Genomic DNA, 14,386 nt, shown 5'->3' on the forward strand with positions numbered 1-14,386 from the left:
GAGGTGTCGACCGCCATCAGGCCTGGCTGGAGCGGCGGAACAGCCACGCGCTGAGCAGCCCCAGGGCCACCCAGAAGGCCGCGTTGGTCAGCCAGGAGGCGATCTTGAACTGCGCTTCCAGGGCCTCGGGTGCGAGGCTCTGATGAACTTCAGGTTGCGGTGCGCCGATGACATGCGGCAGCACCAGCAACACGGCGCCCAGCGCCTTCACCAGCCAGTGGCGGGCGAACACCAGCAGGGCCAGGCCCAACGCGGTGGCACTTGCGGTGCCGATCCACCAGGCCTGACGTTGCCCCAGGTCAGCGGCGGCGGTGCCCGGCAGCTCCGGTGGCAGGCCCAGGGTAGGGGCCAGGCAGAACACGGCGAAGCCTGCCAGGCCCCACAGCGCCCCTGTTGCCGCGCGCTTGGGCTCACGCAGGCTGTACAAGGCGGCGAGTATCAAGGCGAAGCCGACCGCGACCACCAGGTTGCCGCCGGTGGTGGACAGGATGCGCTGCCAGCCATCTTCGGGCGACCAGGCTTCGTCGCTGTGTTCATGCGCCGCAGCCCCTTCGGCGCCGTGTGCGTGATGCTCGGCAGCAGGGGCTGCAGACTCGTAGGTTTCCGCCTCAAGAATCAAAGGAGCAACCCAGAAGCTTTGCAGCAGGGTCAGCAGCAAGGCAGCAAGCAGCCCGCTGAAGCCCGCGGTACGGGCGATGCGCGTGATCATGGGGCGTACTCAGTGGCAGGGGAAGGCAGCGCTGTGACGGGTGTCGTGGGCCGCGTTGTGGACGGCCTCGATGTGCGAGAAACCGGCAAAGTAGACCAGGCACAGGCCGAGCAGGCTGGCGCCGACGGCGATGACGACACGCTGACTGAGGGTAACGGGGGTGGCAATGCTGTGTTTGGCGCTGGTGACGGGCATGACGCGTTCCTCTGCTTTTGTGGGCAACGGGCAAGCGCGGCAGCCCCGAACGTGATCCGCCCAGGGGAATGCGACAGCGCCCGCCCACCGCGGGGTGTTGTTCATGAACGCCAGGCCGGTCTCCGGGCTAACGAGGAGGAGCAGCGCTCCTGAAAAGCGCCCCTTCCCATGCCAGATGATGCGGCACAGTGGTCTAGACGCTTCGCTCGCTTACCGTTGCGGGGGCAGCACCGGGTTTGTCCGGCCTTGGTCGAGGGCCTGTGACGCACCGGTTTCCCGTTTCACCCCTGAGGGGGCACCTGAACGCGAGGCATTAGGAGACCACGAGGCAAGTTTTGCGTCAATTGCACAGCGGTTCGCGCGCGAAAAGTATTTCAGAAGTTGTAGGTGACCCGGCCGAAGTAGTAGCCAGCTCGCCGAACAGTTCCACCGGCTCTTGCAGGTTGCCCAGCTAACGCAGATGGAACAGCCATAAATCCGCCCAGGGGCTGCGGCACGCCCAGGCGCAAGGTGCCCGACGGGGCACCGTCATTGGCGGTGGCCGAGTCGTGTCACCCTCTGTGGTGGTGGCTCAATGGGTAAGAAATTGCACTAAAAAGATAATATAAAACAAGGAAATACGAATATTTCTTTAGAAGTGACATAAGGAAACTGAAAAGGGTGAGTCGGGGCTCGAAGGTCAACCCCGCGCAAACGCCAGCAGCTTCTCGCCATCGAGCCGATACCGAAGCCACTCACTCTGCGCCTCGGCGCCCAACGACTGGTAAAACCCGATTGCCGGCGCGTTCCAGTCCAGCACGCTCCATTCCAGGCGCCCGCAATTGTTCTGCACGGCCTCGCTGGCAATATGGCGCAGCAGTTTGCGCCCAGCGCCATCGCCGCGCTGCTCGGGCGTCACGTACAGGTCTTCGAGGTAGATGCCATTGCGCCCGAGCCAGGTCGAGTAGCTGTAGAAGTACACGGCAAAACCAATCGCCAGGCCATCACGCTCGCAAATCAGGCTGTGTACGGTACTGCCTTCGTCAAACAGGCTGCGCTGGATGTCGTCGACAGACGCAACGACCTCGTGCCGGGCACGTTCGTAGTCGGCAAGCTCGGTGATGAATGCCAGAATCTGCGCGGCATCGGTACGCACGGCGGGGCGAATGGTGAGGCTCATGGGGCAGGCTTCCTTGAACTGAACGAGATAGGTACAGTATTTGTATCTATTTAATTTAGCGAAATTGTACCGGTCGCAAGGCAGGGCGACTCCGTTAGTGTGACAGCACCAATAATGATTGTGGAATGCCTGCCATGCTTGCCTCTGCCGACCTGCTGACAGCCTTTGTGCTGTTTGCCTTCGTATCCTCCATCACCCCGGGGCCGAACAACACCATGCTGCTGGCCTCCGGCGTGAACTTCGGCGTGCGCCGTTCGATCCCGCATGCCATCGGCATCAGTGTCGGCTTCATGGTCATGGTGCTGGCAGTCGGTTTAGGGCTGGGCGAGGTGTTCAAGGCATGGCCGGCGCTGTACACCATCCTGCGCTACACAGGCGCCGCCTACCTGCTGTACCTGGCCTGGAAGATCGCCACCTCGGGGCCGATCGGTACAGCCTCGGGCAGCGCCCGCAAACCGTTGGGCTTCTGGGGCGCTGCAGCATTTCAGTGGGTCAACCCCAAGGCCTGGGTAATGGCAGTGGGGGCAATCACCACCTACACACCGGCCCAGGGATACGTGATGAACGTGGTCGTCATCGCCGCGCTGTTCGCCCTGGTCAACCTGCCCAGCGTCGGGGTCTGGGTCATGTTCGGCAGCGCCTTGCGCAACCTGTTGCAGAATCCGCGTTGGCTGATGCTGTTCAATGTCCTGATGGCCGTGCTACTGGTGATTTCGCTATACCCGCTGCTGTTTGTAGAATCGGCGTTTTCATAGACCGATGAGTACAGCAAGCCCATGCAGTTGATCCCGTGGTCCCACCATTGCTCCGAAGGCTTTACCCTGCGCGGCTGGCGTACGCCGGCCAGTGGCAAGCCTTTGCTGCATTTTCTGCATGGCAACGGCTTCTGCTGCCTGGCCTACCAGCCGTTGCTGATGCGCCTGGGCGAGCACTTCGACCTGTGGCTATGCGATGTGCAAGGCCACGGCGACAGCGACCATGGCGGTGCGTTTCGCGGCTGGAACCGCACAGCTGAACTGGCAGTAGAGGCGTTCGAGCGCGGGCGTGGCGAATATGGCGAGGTGCCGCGTGTTGCCCTCGGGCACAGTTTTGGTGGCGTGCTCTCGGGGCTGATCCTGGCCAGCGAGCCGCAGTTGTTCGAGCGCGCCGTGCTGCTCGACCCGGTGTTGTTCAGCCGCAGCATGATCGGCGTGATGGGCGCCGCCGCGCTGGTTGGCCTGCACCAGCGCCACGCTTTGGCGCGCAAGGCTGCCAGCCGCCGCAGCCATTGGCCCGATCGTGAAACGGCGCTGGCCTCGCTGCAGGGCCGCGGTATCTTCAAAGGCTGGAGCGATGCGGCGCTGCAAGCCTATGTCGAGCATGCCATTGGCGATTGCGGCGAGGCGGTGGTACTCAAGTGTCGGCCCAGCCGCGAGGTGGAGATTTTCAGTTCGTTCCCCAAACGCATGTGGGCGAACCTGGCAGCGATCCAGACACCGACGCGGGTGCTGTATGGCGAACAGACCTACCCCTTCGTGCCACATTCGGTGAAGCGCCTGGTGGCGCTGAACCCGAACGTGACTGCCCAGCAGGTCGCGGGTGGGCACTGTTTCATGCAGGAGGACCCAGCGATGACAGCAGCGTCCGTGCTCAGCTTTCTAAACTGAAGTTTGTCCTATTGATGGAACGATGCATGCCATTTCAGCTGTCTACCGCCTGATTGGTATCATTGGTAAGGTGATCCCAGCCAAGAGAGGAGACTTCTCATGAAAAAGATTCTGGGTATTCACCGCAGCCCTCACCCCCACTGGGTAGGCGATGGCTTCCCGGTGCGCAGCCTGTTCACCTATGACAACCTGGCCAGCCAGATCAGCCCGTTCCTGTTGCTGGACTATGCCGGCCCGCACACCTTTACCCCGACCAGCGCCCGGCGCGGCGTCGGGCAACATCCGCACCGTGGTTTCGAGACCGTGACCATCGTCTACCAGGGCGAACTGGAGCACCGTGACTCGACGGGGGCGGGTGGCCTGATCGGCCCAGGCGACGTGCAATGGATGACAGCTGCCAATGGCATCCTCCATGAAGAGTTCCACGCCCCGGCGTTTGCCCGCAGTGGCGGTACGCTGGAGATGGTGCAGCTGTGGGTCAACCTGCCTGCGCGTGACAAGCGCGCTGCGGCGGGGTACCAGACGCTGCTGGCCACGGACATCCCTGTGGTGGCGCTGGACGGCAACGGTGGCAGCCTGCGGGTGATCGCGGGTGAGTACCAAGGGCAGCCAGGCCCTGCGCGAACCTTTACCGCCATGGATGTCTGGGACATGCGTTTGAACGCCCAGTCGAGCGTGCAACTGCCCGTCGCGACGGGGCGTAATGCAGCCCTGGTGGTGTTGCGCGGCAGCGTGCGGGTCAACGGTGAACGCGAAGCCGGGCCGGCCAGCCTGGTGCTGTTCGAGCGTAGCGGTGAGGGCATTGCCATCGAGGCGCTGGAAGACGCCAGCGTGCTGTTGCTCAGCGGTGAACCGATCGATGAGCCGATCGTTGGCTACGGGCCGTTCGTGATGAACAGCGAGGCAGAAATCGCAGAATCGTTCGATGATTTCCATGCCGGACGGTTCGGGCAGATGCCGGCCGAGACCGCTCGTCGTTAACTGCCAGCAGCCGATCGAACAGTACAGGCCCACCAGCGATCTTCCACTAAGGTGCTAGATGATTCCCCGCACGATCATTGCTCCGGCGCATGGACGGCCGCCGGAGGATGCGCAATATCAATTGGCACCTTGCCTGGCAAAGGCGTACCTAACCAATAGGCCATCCGGTACAGAGAGGGTCGTACAATGTCGTTGATAGGCGTTTCAATGCTGGAAATGCGGCAGATGATTGAGCAAGCCTGCCTGCCTGATCGCTGCGAAGTCAGTTGCGCGGATGGGGCTCACCTGACCATTCGCCTGGGCCAGGGGAAAAGCCTGGAAGAGGGGGTGACCCTGAGCGGGGTAGACCTGCAGGGCCTCAACAGTTGCCGCGACGTGGTGAACCTGCTTACGCAATTGCACGCGCTGCGTGATAAACCCACCACGCCGCTCAGGGCGATTGCCTGAGCCTGCCCGTAGAGCCCGGTCAGCCCAGGCTGGCCGGGCGCACATACTCCGGCATCAGGCCGTTGAACCAGAACAGGATCATCGACACCAGGATGGTCACCAGCACCAATAGGCCCACCCCCCAGACACAGGCGGCGAACAGCATGGCCTGTTCTTTGCGCAAGCGTAAAAACGTCTGCAAACCGCCGAACAGCAGCACGCTGGCATACGCCGAGGCGGCCAACAGCGCCACCAGGGCCAGCCAGCGAATCGGCAGCAACCCGACCACTCCGGCAAAAAACCACGGCGTCGCGCAGTAGGCGGCAAAGCCGATGCATTGCTGCAGGCTGGGTTGTGCATCAAAGCCGCGTGACATCCAGCGGATCATCACCCCCATGATCATCACCCCGACCACCGTGACGGCATACAGCAGACACGCCAGCTGCGCCGCGCTGGCGAGGCTCAGGCGCACGCGTTCTTCGCCGGCAAGGCTCCAGCCAAAGGTGGTAGTGCCGACGAATAGGCACACGGCAGGGATCAACGCCAACGCCAGCAGGCGCGGCAGGTATTGCTGCGGGTGGTCTTCTTCCGCCCGGCGGATCTCTATCCAGGCATCGGATGGGTGGGTGAAGAGCTTGAGCAACGGACTGTTCATGGCGATCTCCAGAAGGCATGGGCTCTTGTGCTATGGAGACGTGGTGTTGCCGGCAGGTTCAGCCCACTTGGCCGCCGTTGATCGGCTTATTGCAACTCCAGCAACAGGTTGAGCCCCCCGTCGCCGCACTTGCCTTGGTCGCGCACCACGCCGCGGTAACTGCGGCCGTCCCAGACGAACGCCACGCTGTGAGCACGGTCGACTTTGTCGGGCAGTGGCGGGCAGATGTGCAAACGCAGCGCAGGGCGGCCCTGCAGGTTGATGGCGGCGAGCTGGCATTGGCATTCAACGCTCTGCGCTACAGGGCCGAATAACGTATCGCGTACGTAATCGAGCTGCAGCGAGGCGTTGGGAGAGCGGCCGGGCATTTTCATCGGTGCGCAGCTCCATGGCAGGGCGTGTAGGTCATGTCGGGCTCCTCGAAAAGACTGACGCTGCTCATCTTTAGAAGCCTTACCGGCGAAGATGTTCAAGTTTTTACGCCATTACCCCGCCTTGCGCAGGGTCAGGTTGATGCGCCGTTCACCCATGCGCGGATGCACGCCGGGTTTGATTGGCAACACCCCATGAAAGCGCAAGCGGTCCTCACCGCCCCAGACCAGCACATCGCCATGGTTCAGCGGTACACGCTGGGTCTTGTCCGCGCGTTGTAACCCGCCCAACAGGAACACCGCAGGCAAACCCAGTGAAATCGACACGATCGGCTGGTCGTAGTCCTGTTCGTTGCGGTCTTGGTGCAAGCTCAGGCGGGTACCAGGCAGGTAGTGGTTGACTAGGCAGGCGTCGGCGACAAAATCGTCAAAGCCTGCGATGGCGGCTGCGCGACCTGCCAGGCTGAGCAGAACGGGCGGTAGCGCAGGCCAGGGCATGCCGCTGTGCGGGTCGGTGGAGGTGTAGCGGTAGCCGTGCGCATCACTGACCCAACCCAGCGCACCGCAATTGGTCAGCGCTACGGCCATGTGCAGGCCGCCTGGCGTCTGCATGTGCCGGAACGGCGCGGCGCGCAGCACTGGGCGCAGGGCGTCGAGCAGGGCCTCGAGCTCGGCCAGGGCGAAACCGGGCAGCAGCACGGTGTGGCTGGCCAGGCGTTGCGGCTGGGGGCCGAACAGGTCGAGGTCGGACTGGATCATGACGGGCGCACCGAATGGGGTGCTGACCATTGTAATGCTGTTGGCGTGCATGGCCTATTCGCGCCAAGCCCGCTGCAACAAAAAGGAACCGCGGCACTCGGGAGAGTGAGCACCGCGGTCCAAGGGGGAAGGGCTTACTTTTGAGTCACAGTGGCCGTGTTCGCGCTGCCCAGCTGGCTGATGGTGGCGGTTTGCGCGATACCGCTCTGGTCGACGAATGCCTTGTTGCCCTGGCCGCCCTGGGTCACGTAGGCGGCGTTGACGCTGTCGGTCTGTTTGATGGTGACCTCGTTGCCGCTACCGTAGAGCTGATTGGTGTGGCTCTGGTTGCTGTAGCCGGACTGGTCCAAGGTGATGGAGTTGCCGGTACCTTCGCTGCTGCCGAAGGCATAGTTGTCAGTGCCACGCTGGTCGGCGATGAGGATGTTGTCGCTGCCGTTCTGCTCGAAGAACAGCTCGTTGTTGCTGTCGGCCTGCTTGGTCTGCATCGCGTTGTTGTTGCCGGTCTGGTTCAGCGTGGCCAGCTGGTTGTCACCATTCTGCGTCAGGTTGACGCCGTTGCCGTTGCCGTACTGGTTGATAACGGCGGTCTGGTTGATACCAAACTGGCCGCCCATCTTGTCGCCTTTCCAGTTGCTGGCGGTGATTTTGTTGCCGTTGCCTTGGGTGGTCACGGTCAGGTTGAGGTTTTCACCGTTCTGGTAGGTGTAGTGCAGGTTGTTGCTACCCTTCTGCGAAATGGTAGTGGTCGAGTTGTTGCTCTCGAACTGATCCGACCAGCTGGCGTTGGCCTTGCCATTTTGCGTCAGGCTGGCCTTGTTGGCTTCGCCGAAACTTTGGTCGATGTAGCCTTCGTTGAGCTGGCCGGTCTGAGTGACGTTGGCCTGGCTGCCCACCTGGGTGTCCTGCCATACCTCTACCGAGTTGCCAGTGCCGGTCTGGTTGAGGCCGATGGTGCCGCCTTGGCCGTCGCGCTGGTCACCGTAGGCCCAGTTCTCCTTGCCGTCCTGGTAGATCTGGATGTTGCCGTCGTTGTGGGTCAGGTGCTCGGCAGCGGCATAGTTGTCGGCGCCGGCCTGCATGATCAGGCTCTGGTTGTTGCTGCCGCCGAACATCTGCTCGGCGAAGGCTTCGTTGCGCTGGCCCGATTGCAGGGTGGTGACTTGGCTGCCTAGCTGGGTGTCCTGCCACACGGTCGAGTGGTTCTCGCTGCCTTGCTGGGTCTGCAGGACCTGGTTGTTTTCGCCCAGTGACTGGCTGGCGAAGGCATCGTTGTAGCTGCCCCCGGACTGCTGGGTGATCTGGCTGCCGTTTTCGAACAGTTGCTCGGCGTACCCTGCGTTGTACGAGCCGGTAGCGCTCTGCTGGATATCACTGGTGCTGTCGGCCTGCACTGCCAGGTGGTTGTGGCCCTTGCCGGTCTGGGTCTGGGTGGCCGAGGCGAACGGTGCGAGGGTCTGGGTCACTTCGGCAATGTTTTCCTTGCCGTCCTGAGTCTGCGTCGAAGTGCTGTCGGCAGCCATGACCTGACCTGCAAGGGCCAGGACGATAGCGGCACTTAGGGGAGCGAGCTTGAACATGGTGGTGCCTCCAGGTCTATCGGTATTGGGTGATCTGAACATGCTGGCCATTGCCGGCTTGGGTCACGGAGCTGTTGAGGCCCGTGCCGGACTGCACGATGCTGGCGCTGTTGTCGTTGCCGATCTGGTCGATGGCAGCGCTGTTGCTGCTGCCGCTCTGGCGGATCGACGCGCTGTTGCCATTACCCTGCTGGCTGATGCTGGCCATCAGGTCACTGCCTTCTTGCAGGATGTACGCCTCCTGTGCGCCCCCGGCCTGGACGATGCGGCCCAGCAGGGCCTGGCCGTTCTGGTCGAGGGCGGCGCGGTTGCCGTTGCCTTGCTGTTCGATCACCGCGGCCTGGCCGGCGCCGACCGGTAACAGGCGGATGATCACGGGGTCGCCGAGGTCACTGCCGGGCGCAAGGTCGGCGTTGTCCATCAGGTCTTCGGCCCCCCTGGCCTGGCCCGTCAGGGCCAGGCAGAGCAGCAGTGGATACAGGCATTTCATGGCGTTCTCCGGCCTTTCACTGCACGACTACGTTGACGGTGCGGGTGGTGCCTGGGCTGGTGGTGATGGTCGCCGTCGGCGCGGCGGTCGGGATCACCGTGGTGCTGTTGCTGACGGCCAGGCGCCAGCGGCCGGTGACCGGTACCGTGGTGGTGCCCAATGTCTGCACGCCAGTGGTGGTGGTGACCCGCACGGTAACGACGTTGCCGGTGGTCACCGATGAGGTGCCGCTGATGTCCCAGTTGTAACGGTTGTTGGAGCGTGCCGTGACCGTGGCTGTGGTGACCGCGAAGGTCTCGGCGGCGGGGCGTGGCGACACGTTGACGGTGACGGTGGCGCTGTTGGACAGCGCCCCCAGCGCGTCACGCACCTGGTAGGTGAAGGTGGTGGTGAAGGCCGTCGTGACGGTCGCCGGTGGTGTGTAGGTGACAGTGGTGCCGTCAGTGCTGACGGTCCCTCTGCCTGCCGCCGGCTGGGTCACACTGGCAACCACCAGGGGCAGATTGCCTTCTGGATCGGTAGCGCCGGCCAGCGCGTTGATGGTGAGCGCTACACCGAGCGTGGCGACGGTTTGAGCGGCTGCGGTCGGCGCCTGGTTGGGTGCGACATTGACCGTAACCGTTGCCGGTTCCGACTTCAGGCCTTTGGCATCCACGGCCCGATAGCTGAAGGTGGCCACCAGCGGTTGCGTGGCCCCGACTGGTGGGGTGTAGGTCACCGACGTGCTGCCGTTGAGTACCACGCCGCCCAGGCCGGTACCCGGTTGGGTCAGGTCGCTGATGGTCAGCGGTACGTTGCCATCCGGGTCGCTGTCGTTCATCAGCAGGTTCAGGCTCAGCGGCACCCCGACACTGGTGCTGCCAATATCGGCCTGGGCCAGCGGTGGCTGGTTGGCGGCTTCGACAGGTGCATTGCCGACCACCACTACAGGCTCGACATCGCTGCCGCCATGGCCAGATTTGACCGTGACGGTCGCAGGCGGCTGGGCAATATCGTTGACCGTCAGGCTTTGCAGCGTGCCGGACTTGGACAGCCGTCCGTAGCCTTGGGCCACCAGGTCAGGGATCGCCACTTCGTCGCTGGAGCGGGCTTCGATGAACAGGCGTTTGTTGGCCCAGTCGTAGCGTGCGGTGCTTACCTTGACCACATCGCTGAGCTTGCTCGACAACGCCGTTGGCTGTGTGGTGCCGGTGGCGCTGCTGCCGGTAACCACCACCACCGGTGGCGGCGCGGCCTGGCTCAGTTGCTGGCTGAAGAACAGCCCGTTGTTGTCCGGCAGTAGGCTGAACTGGCAAGGCGAAGGCGGTGAGCCAATCAATGCCAAGCCATTGCGCATGCACACGCTGGCATTGTTGGGCGCTTTGGCAAAGACCTCGACACGGGTCCCGGCGCCGTTACGCGAGTAGGTGGCACGTTCCAGGGTGACGGGCGTTTGCGCGCGTTGATCGAGCACTTTGCCGGACACCGTGAAGGCGTTGGTCTGGATGGCGCCAGGTGGGCCTTCGATGCGCACGAAGTTGGTGTTGAAGGGGCTGCCGACCACCGCTTCGGTGATGTTCGGGTCGCCGATAAAGGTTTCGGTCGAGCCGGTGTCCGGGTTGACCGCGGTATAGGGGCCGCCGACGCCGCGTAGCCAAGGCCCGAGGTTACCGTTGAGTGGCCCGCGGAAGTTGCCTGGCGCGCCGATACCGATGTCGCGGGTGATGTTGATCGCCCGCCGGCCGGCCGTGGTGACGTTGACCGTCTCTACCCCATAAGGGTGGGTGATGGTGTAGACGCCTGTGCGCGGCACCGAGGCGCGGATTCGGATGCGGGCAAAGCTCTGCTGGTCGCCGTCCACCGGGTTCTCGGCGGCAAACGCCGCTTCCAGGCCGGCGACGTATACTTCCAGCTCGTAGCCACTGTTGCCTACCTGTGGTATCTCGGTCTCGGCCAGGAACCAGAACATCTCTGGCGGCCAGTTGTCGGGGAATACCAGCGGCAGGGTATCGTCATAGATGCCAGGTTCGGGCAGCAGGGTGCACATGTAGGCAGGGGCGCCGGGGCCACCAGGTGCTCGGGTGCTGGTGGCCCGCGACTGGCACAACTCCAGCGACAGGTCGTTGGCGTCCTTGTACCACATGGGATAACCACCAGTGGCAAAGGTGTACGGGCCTGGGTCGACATCGGACAACGCGGCAAAGGCGGCGCTGGTGACGGTGAGGGAAAAACCGGCGGCGAACAGCGCACGGCGTGGCCAAGTGTTCATGCTGCCTCCTTGAAGGCTGAGCCTTTGTCTGTTCATGGCACCAGCACCACGTCTTCGCTGTCGCTACCACCATTGGCGCTGGTGACTTGCACCTTGGCCGGGGGGATGGGCGAGAGGGTTGTGCTCAATGTTTTCACGGCGCCGTTGCCACTGAGGTTGCCGATCAACGTGCCGTTGGCGGTGTGGGCGGTCAGCACAGGCGGGCTGGTTTCATCGCTGGTGCTGGCGACCAGCGTCAGCTGGCCGGTGGACAGGCGGTATTCGGCCTGGGTGATGGTCACCAGGTCGGTCAGTGGCAGGTTGGCCGTGGTCAGGCTGCTGGTCGGGATGGCCACACTGTTGTCGGCGGTCAGCACCAGCGTTGTTGGCAGCGCTGGGTTGAGAACCGACTGGGCATACCAGGCACCGGTGCCGTTGGCTTCGGTCAGGCTCAGGTTTGGGGTCTGGCTGGTCAGGGTGACGGTCGCAGGCGGCGGCGGGGCCATGACGAACACATCTTGCTGGGCGCGCAGGTCGCCATTTTCGGTACGCCGCGAGTAGGTGGTGCGTAGCGGCATCAACGGGGTAGGCAGGGCGACGTTGGAGAGCTTGCCTGAGATCGAGAACAGCTCGGTACGCAGGTCGATGCCGCCGGGGCCTTCGATGCGCACGAAGTTGGTGTTGAACGGGCTGCCGGTCACACGCTCTTCCAAGTTCGGGTCGCCAATGAAGCGTTCGCTGCCCTCGGTGTAAGGGCCGTTTACGCTGCGCAGGAACGGGCCGACATCGCCTTTGAGCGCACCGGTAAAGTCGCCTGCACCGGCGATGCCGATGTCGCGGGTCATGTTGATTGCCCGACGCCCGCCGGCCGGTACATCGAACACATCGACACCATAGGGGTGGGTGACCACGTAGGTGCCTGCCGTCGGTACATCCACCCGGATCCGCACCCGGGCGAAGCTGACTTGATCGCCTTCGACCGGTTCTTCGGCGGCGAACGCCGCCTCGATGGCCGTGCCGTAGCTCAGGTCGATGCCGCGTGCCGCGTCGACGATGGCGGCGTCAGCGGTAAACCAGAAGGCCTCGTCGGGGAAGTTGGTGGGGAAGGCGATGGGTTGGGTGTCATCGAACACCCCGGGGGTTGGCAGCAGTGTGCACATGTACGCCGGTGCGCCGGGCGCGCCGGCGGCCCTGGAACTCACCGCTTTGGTCAGGCACAGGTCGAGGGTACGACCGTGGCTATCCTGGTACCAACCGGCAAAGTTGCCGTTGCCAAGGTTATAGGGACCGGGGTCGACAGCGTTCAACGCAGCCTGCGCCGGGAGCTGGAGCATGCCGGCGAAAATCGCCACTGCCAGCGGGTGGGGTATCGGTCGGTGCATGAGTCAATTCCTCCTGCAAACGGGCCCATGGACTTGGGGCGTCTGGCAGGAGATCGGCAATAGGCGTGCCAAAACGATCTCATTGGGTTGCAAGCCTTGCGGCACAAGGGCTGCAGACCCTTCGTCAGGTTTTCCTGGAACTTGCCTATGGGCCCCGTACCCCCAGCATTGGGGGTTGGGGCCGGTGGTTGCTACCCACTCCCGAGAGCCGCTGGGGCTTGAGCGCAGCCTGCTTCTATATCGGCGGTTTTGGCGCTTTGGGTGTACGCGGTTTACGTGGCTTTTTCGCTGGGCGCTTGCCAGGTTTGAGCTGCCAGCGGTCGGCATTGGCGAGCAGTCGCTCTTGGATTTCGGGCGGGTAGTCACTCAAGGTAGTGGGTGAAGGCACGGGTTTACCGGGCAAACCGGCTTCACGGATCACCTTCGGCCAGCGGGGTCGCCAGCACAGCAGCAGGCTGACCCAGTGCGCGGTGCCGATGATGACGAAAGCGGGCCAGACCATGAGCATTGCAAGTTTGAACAGCCAACTGCTTTTGCGGAAGAAACGGCCAAGGCCTTCGAACTGGGCGCTGAATGCCTGGATGGGCGAGGGTAGCTGGGTACTCAAGCGGGGGCGGGGGACGGCGTGCGGGCCTTCTTCCATGTAGCGGCGGATGAATTCCCATTCATCACGGAGTTCACTGCCGCCCTGGCCTTGTTTGCCGAGTAGGGCGATTTCCATGTGGGGAAGGCCGGTATGGATGGGGTGCCAGATCAGGCCAAGTCTCATTCCAACGCTGAGCGGGTCGTCTTCTGGATATAAAACCGTGCTTCCGGTGGTTTTCCACGGAAATGTCACAATACCGCCGCAATATTTTGGTCTATGGAGGTGGACCTGTTGTGTTATTCGGTTGAAGCGAATGAGCAGATGACGGCTTGTCAGCATTTCCAGTCGGGTTAATTGTATGCCATATTTTGAGTATAGGTATAGTATGGCACCTGCAACTAGGGTCATGATTAGGGTGAGCGAAACACTTAGAAATGAGCGTGTAGCATGATCCGTTATGTCAACCCATAAGAAACTTACTGCGGAGAATGTCGTGACGCTAATGACAGGCATAACTCCGCCGAGCACTGCAAGTGTTAAGAGACCACGATTCTCTTCAGACCCTCCGCAGCGCATTTCCAAAAATGTCTCGTTAAAAGCGAAAGTGGGTCCTCTCGTATGAGGCCTTTCGCTTACGGATTGGAAATGCATCTCTTCTTCCAAGTCACCCTGGTATAAATCTTGACTGGCATGTTTTTCTGCAGCTGTCATCTCTGCTTCGTGCGCGTCGCGTGCAGACGCAGACTGGATTGCCATTCGCCAAAAACCCCATTCAATCATAAACATTATAAGTCCTCACTGAATGTTGAATGCCATGACTTAAATTTAGGGGCAAGCCTTCCTTAGTGCAGAAGCAGCTGGCTATGTACCCGCTCTCCAAGGCAAGCAGCACGAGCTTTTTAAAGTTCGCACTTTAATTGGAATCTTGCCCGCCGCTCTTTTATGTCGATATTTTTCGCGCTCTGGGCGTACGCGGTTTACGTGGCTTTTTCTCTGGGCGCTTGCCAGGTTTGAGCTGCCAGCGGTCGGCATTGGCCAGCAGGCGTTCTTGGATTTCGGGCGGGTAGTCACTCAAGGTGGTGGGTGAAGGTACTGGTTTACCGGGCAACCCGGCCTCACGGATCACCTTCGGCCAGCGGGGTCGCCAGCACAGCAGCAGGCTGATCCAGTGCGCGGTGCCGATGATGACGAAAGCGGGCCAGACCATGAGCATTACGAGT

General features: G+C 62.4%; 15 protein-coding genes, 1 pseudogene and 1 riboswitch. Of the genes and pseudogenes, 4 read left to right on the top strand and 12 right to left on the bottom strand.

Features of this window, described 5'->3' with window-relative positions:
* Positions 1-16: 16 nt before the first annotated feature.
* The 3 genes from HU770_RS20970 to HU770_RS20980 form a co-directional block, all read right to left on the bottom strand.
* Positions 17-709, bottom strand: a complete 693-nt coding sequence (locus HU770_RS20970) for a CbtA family protein (RefSeq protein WP_033697999.1) — start codon at positions 707-709, stop codon at positions 17-19.
* 9 nt (positions 710-718) lie between these two features.
* A complete protein-coding gene (locus HU770_RS20975; protein ID WP_027593390.1) occupies positions 719-904 on the bottom strand; it encodes a CbtB-domain containing protein in 186 nt (61 codons plus the stop codon).
* A 95-nt stretch (positions 905-999) separates the two neighbouring features.
* A riboswitch (cobalamin riboswitch) is annotated at positions 1,000-1,222 on the bottom strand.
* A 361-nt stretch (positions 1,223-1,583) separates the two neighbouring features.
* The gene (locus tag HU770_RS20980; RefSeq protein ID WP_033697993.1) at positions 1,584-2,063 is read right to left on the bottom strand and encodes a GNAT family N-acetyltransferase; all 480 of its coding nucleotides are present in this window, start codon (positions 2,061-2,063) and stop codon (positions 1,584-1,586) included.
* Between the two features lie 125 nt (positions 2,064-2,188).
* Here HU770_RS20980 and HU770_RS20985 point away from each other — a divergent pair, with 125 nt between their 5' ends.
* From HU770_RS20985 to HU770_RS21000, 4 genes are all read left to right on the top strand, one after another.
* Positions 2,189-2,818 (top strand): LysE family translocator, encoded by a 630-nt coding sequence (locus HU770_RS20985; protein ID WP_077068416.1) that lies wholly within the window; start codon positions 2,189-2,191, stop codon positions 2,816-2,818.
* Positions 2,819-2,839: 21 nt separating this feature from the next.
* A complete protein-coding gene (locus HU770_RS20990) occupies positions 2,840-3,709 on the top strand; it encodes an alpha/beta hydrolase (RefSeq protein ID WP_186665291.1) in 870 nt (289 codons plus the stop codon).
* Between the two features lie 99 nt (positions 3,710-3,808).
* Positions 3,809-4,690, top strand: coding sequence for a pirin family protein (locus HU770_RS20995; RefSeq protein WP_033697991.1), 882 nt, complete (start codon positions 3,809-3,811; stop codon positions 4,688-4,690).
* A 186-nt stretch (positions 4,691-4,876) separates the two neighbouring features.
* Positions 4,877-5,137 (top strand): DUF1652 domain-containing protein, encoded by a 261-nt coding sequence (locus HU770_RS21000; RefSeq protein WP_033697990.1) that lies wholly within the window; start codon positions 4,877-4,879, stop codon positions 5,135-5,137.
* A gap of 19 nt (positions 5,138-5,156) precedes the next feature.
* On the opposite strand, the gene HU770_RS21005 is transcribed toward HU770_RS21000, so the two are convergent.
* From HU770_RS21005 to HU770_RS21045, 9 genes and pseudogenes are all read right to left on the bottom strand, one after another.
* Positions 5,157-5,771, bottom strand: coding sequence for a Yip1 family protein (locus HU770_RS21005; RefSeq protein WP_186653531.1), 615 nt, complete (start codon positions 5,769-5,771; stop codon positions 5,157-5,159).
* A gap of 86 nt (positions 5,772-5,857) precedes the next feature.
* Entirely contained in the window at positions 5,858-6,145 is a 288-nt protein-coding gene (locus HU770_RS21010; protein WP_033697988.1) for a hypothetical protein, read from the bottom strand.
* A gap of 111 nt (positions 6,146-6,256) precedes the next feature.
* Positions 6,257-6,901 (bottom strand): DNA oxidative demethylase AlkB, encoded by a 645-nt coding sequence (gene alkB / locus HU770_RS21015; protein ID WP_186665293.1) that lies wholly within the window; start codon positions 6,899-6,901, stop codon positions 6,257-6,259.
* 134 nt (positions 6,902-7,035) lie between these two features.
* The gene (locus tag HU770_RS21020; protein WP_186665295.1) at positions 7,036-8,481 is read right to left on the bottom strand and encodes a curlin; all 1,446 of its coding nucleotides are present in this window, start codon (positions 8,479-8,481) and stop codon (positions 7,036-7,038) included.
* A 16-nt stretch (positions 8,482-8,497) separates the two neighbouring features.
* A complete protein-coding gene (locus HU770_RS21025) occupies positions 8,498-8,971 on the bottom strand; it encodes a curlin (protein WP_186653528.1) in 474 nt (157 codons plus the stop codon).
* A 16-nt stretch (positions 8,972-8,987) separates the two neighbouring features.
* Positions 8,988-11,219, bottom strand: coding sequence for an Ig-like domain-containing protein (locus HU770_RS21030; RefSeq protein ID WP_186653524.1), 2,232 nt, complete (start codon positions 11,217-11,219; stop codon positions 8,988-8,990).
* 32 nt (positions 11,220-11,251) lie between these two features.
* Positions 11,252-12,580: a hypothetical protein gene (locus HU770_RS21035; RefSeq protein ID WP_047583213.1), complete on the bottom strand. Its 1,329-nt coding sequence runs from the start codon at positions 12,578-12,580 to the stop codon at positions 11,252-11,254.
* A 235-nt stretch (positions 12,581-12,815) separates the two neighbouring features.
* A complete protein-coding gene (locus HU770_RS21040) occupies positions 12,816-13,952 on the bottom strand; it encodes a DUF6708 domain-containing protein (RefSeq protein WP_186665297.1) in 1,137 nt (378 codons plus the stop codon).
* Positions 13,953-14,106: 154 nt separating this feature from the next.
* Positions 14,107-14,386 (bottom strand): annotated as a pseudogene (locus HU770_RS21045) (hypothetical protein); the annotation flags it as partial.

The organism is Pseudomonas sp. SWRI68 (assembly GCF_014269165.1).
Classification (GTDB): domain Bacteria; phylum Pseudomonadota; class Gammaproteobacteria; order Pseudomonadales; family Pseudomonadaceae; genus Aquipseudomonas; species Aquipseudomonas capeferrum.

Bases quoted from the DNA above. Each gene is read 5' to 3' on its own strand.
- HU770_RS20970 (WP_033697999.1), bottom strand. From the start codon at position 709: ATGATCACGCGCATCGCCCGTACCGCGGGCTTCAGCGGGCTGCTTGCT.
- HU770_RS20975 (WP_027593390.1), bottom strand. From the start codon at position 904: ATGCCCGTCACCAGCGCCAAACACAGCATTGCCACCCCCGTTACCCTC.
- HU770_RS20980 (WP_033697993.1), bottom strand. From the start codon at position 2,063: ATGAGCCTCACCATTCGCCCCGCCGTGCGTACCGATGCCGCGCAGATT.
- HU770_RS20985 (WP_077068416.1), top strand. From the start codon at position 2,189: ATGCCTGCCATGCTTGCCTCTGCCGACCTGCTGACAGCCTTTGTGCTG.
- HU770_RS20990 (WP_186665291.1), top strand. From the start codon at position 2,840: ATGCAGTTGATCCCGTGGTCCCACCATTGCTCCGAAGGCTTTACCCTG.
- HU770_RS20995 (WP_033697991.1), top strand. From the start codon at position 3,809: ATGAAAAAGATTCTGGGTATTCACCGCAGCCCTCACCCCCACTGGGTA.
- HU770_RS21000 (WP_033697990.1), top strand. From the start codon at position 4,877: ATGTCGTTGATAGGCGTTTCAATGCTGGAAATGCGGCAGATGATTGAG.
- HU770_RS21005 (WP_186653531.1), bottom strand. From the start codon at position 5,771: ATGAACAGTCCGTTGCTCAAGCTCTTCACCCACCCATCCGATGCCTGG.
- HU770_RS21010 (WP_033697988.1), bottom strand. From the start codon at position 6,145: ATGAAAATGCCCGGCCGCTCTCCCAACGCCTCGCTGCAGCTCGATTAC.
- alkB (WP_186665293.1), bottom strand. From the start codon at position 6,901: ATGATCCAGTCCGACCTCGACCTGTTCGGCCCCCAGCCGCAACGCCTG.
- HU770_RS21020 (WP_186665295.1), bottom strand. From the start codon at position 8,481: ATGTTCAAGCTCGCTCCCCTAAGTGCCGCTATCGTCCTGGCCCTTGCA.
- HU770_RS21025 (WP_186653528.1), bottom strand. From the start codon at position 8,971: ATGAAATGCCTGTATCCACTGCTGCTCTGCCTGGCCCTGACGGGCCAG.
- HU770_RS21030 (WP_186653524.1), bottom strand. From the start codon at position 11,219: ATGAACACTTGGCCACGCCGTGCGCTGTTCGCCGCCGGTTTTTCCCTC.
- HU770_RS21035 (WP_047583213.1), bottom strand. From the start codon at position 12,580: ATGCACCGACCGATACCCCACCCGCTGGCAGTGGCGATTTTCGCCGGC.
- HU770_RS21040 (WP_186665297.1), bottom strand. From the start codon at position 13,952: ATGTTTATGATTGAATGGGGTTTTTGGCGAATGGCAATCCAGTCTGCG.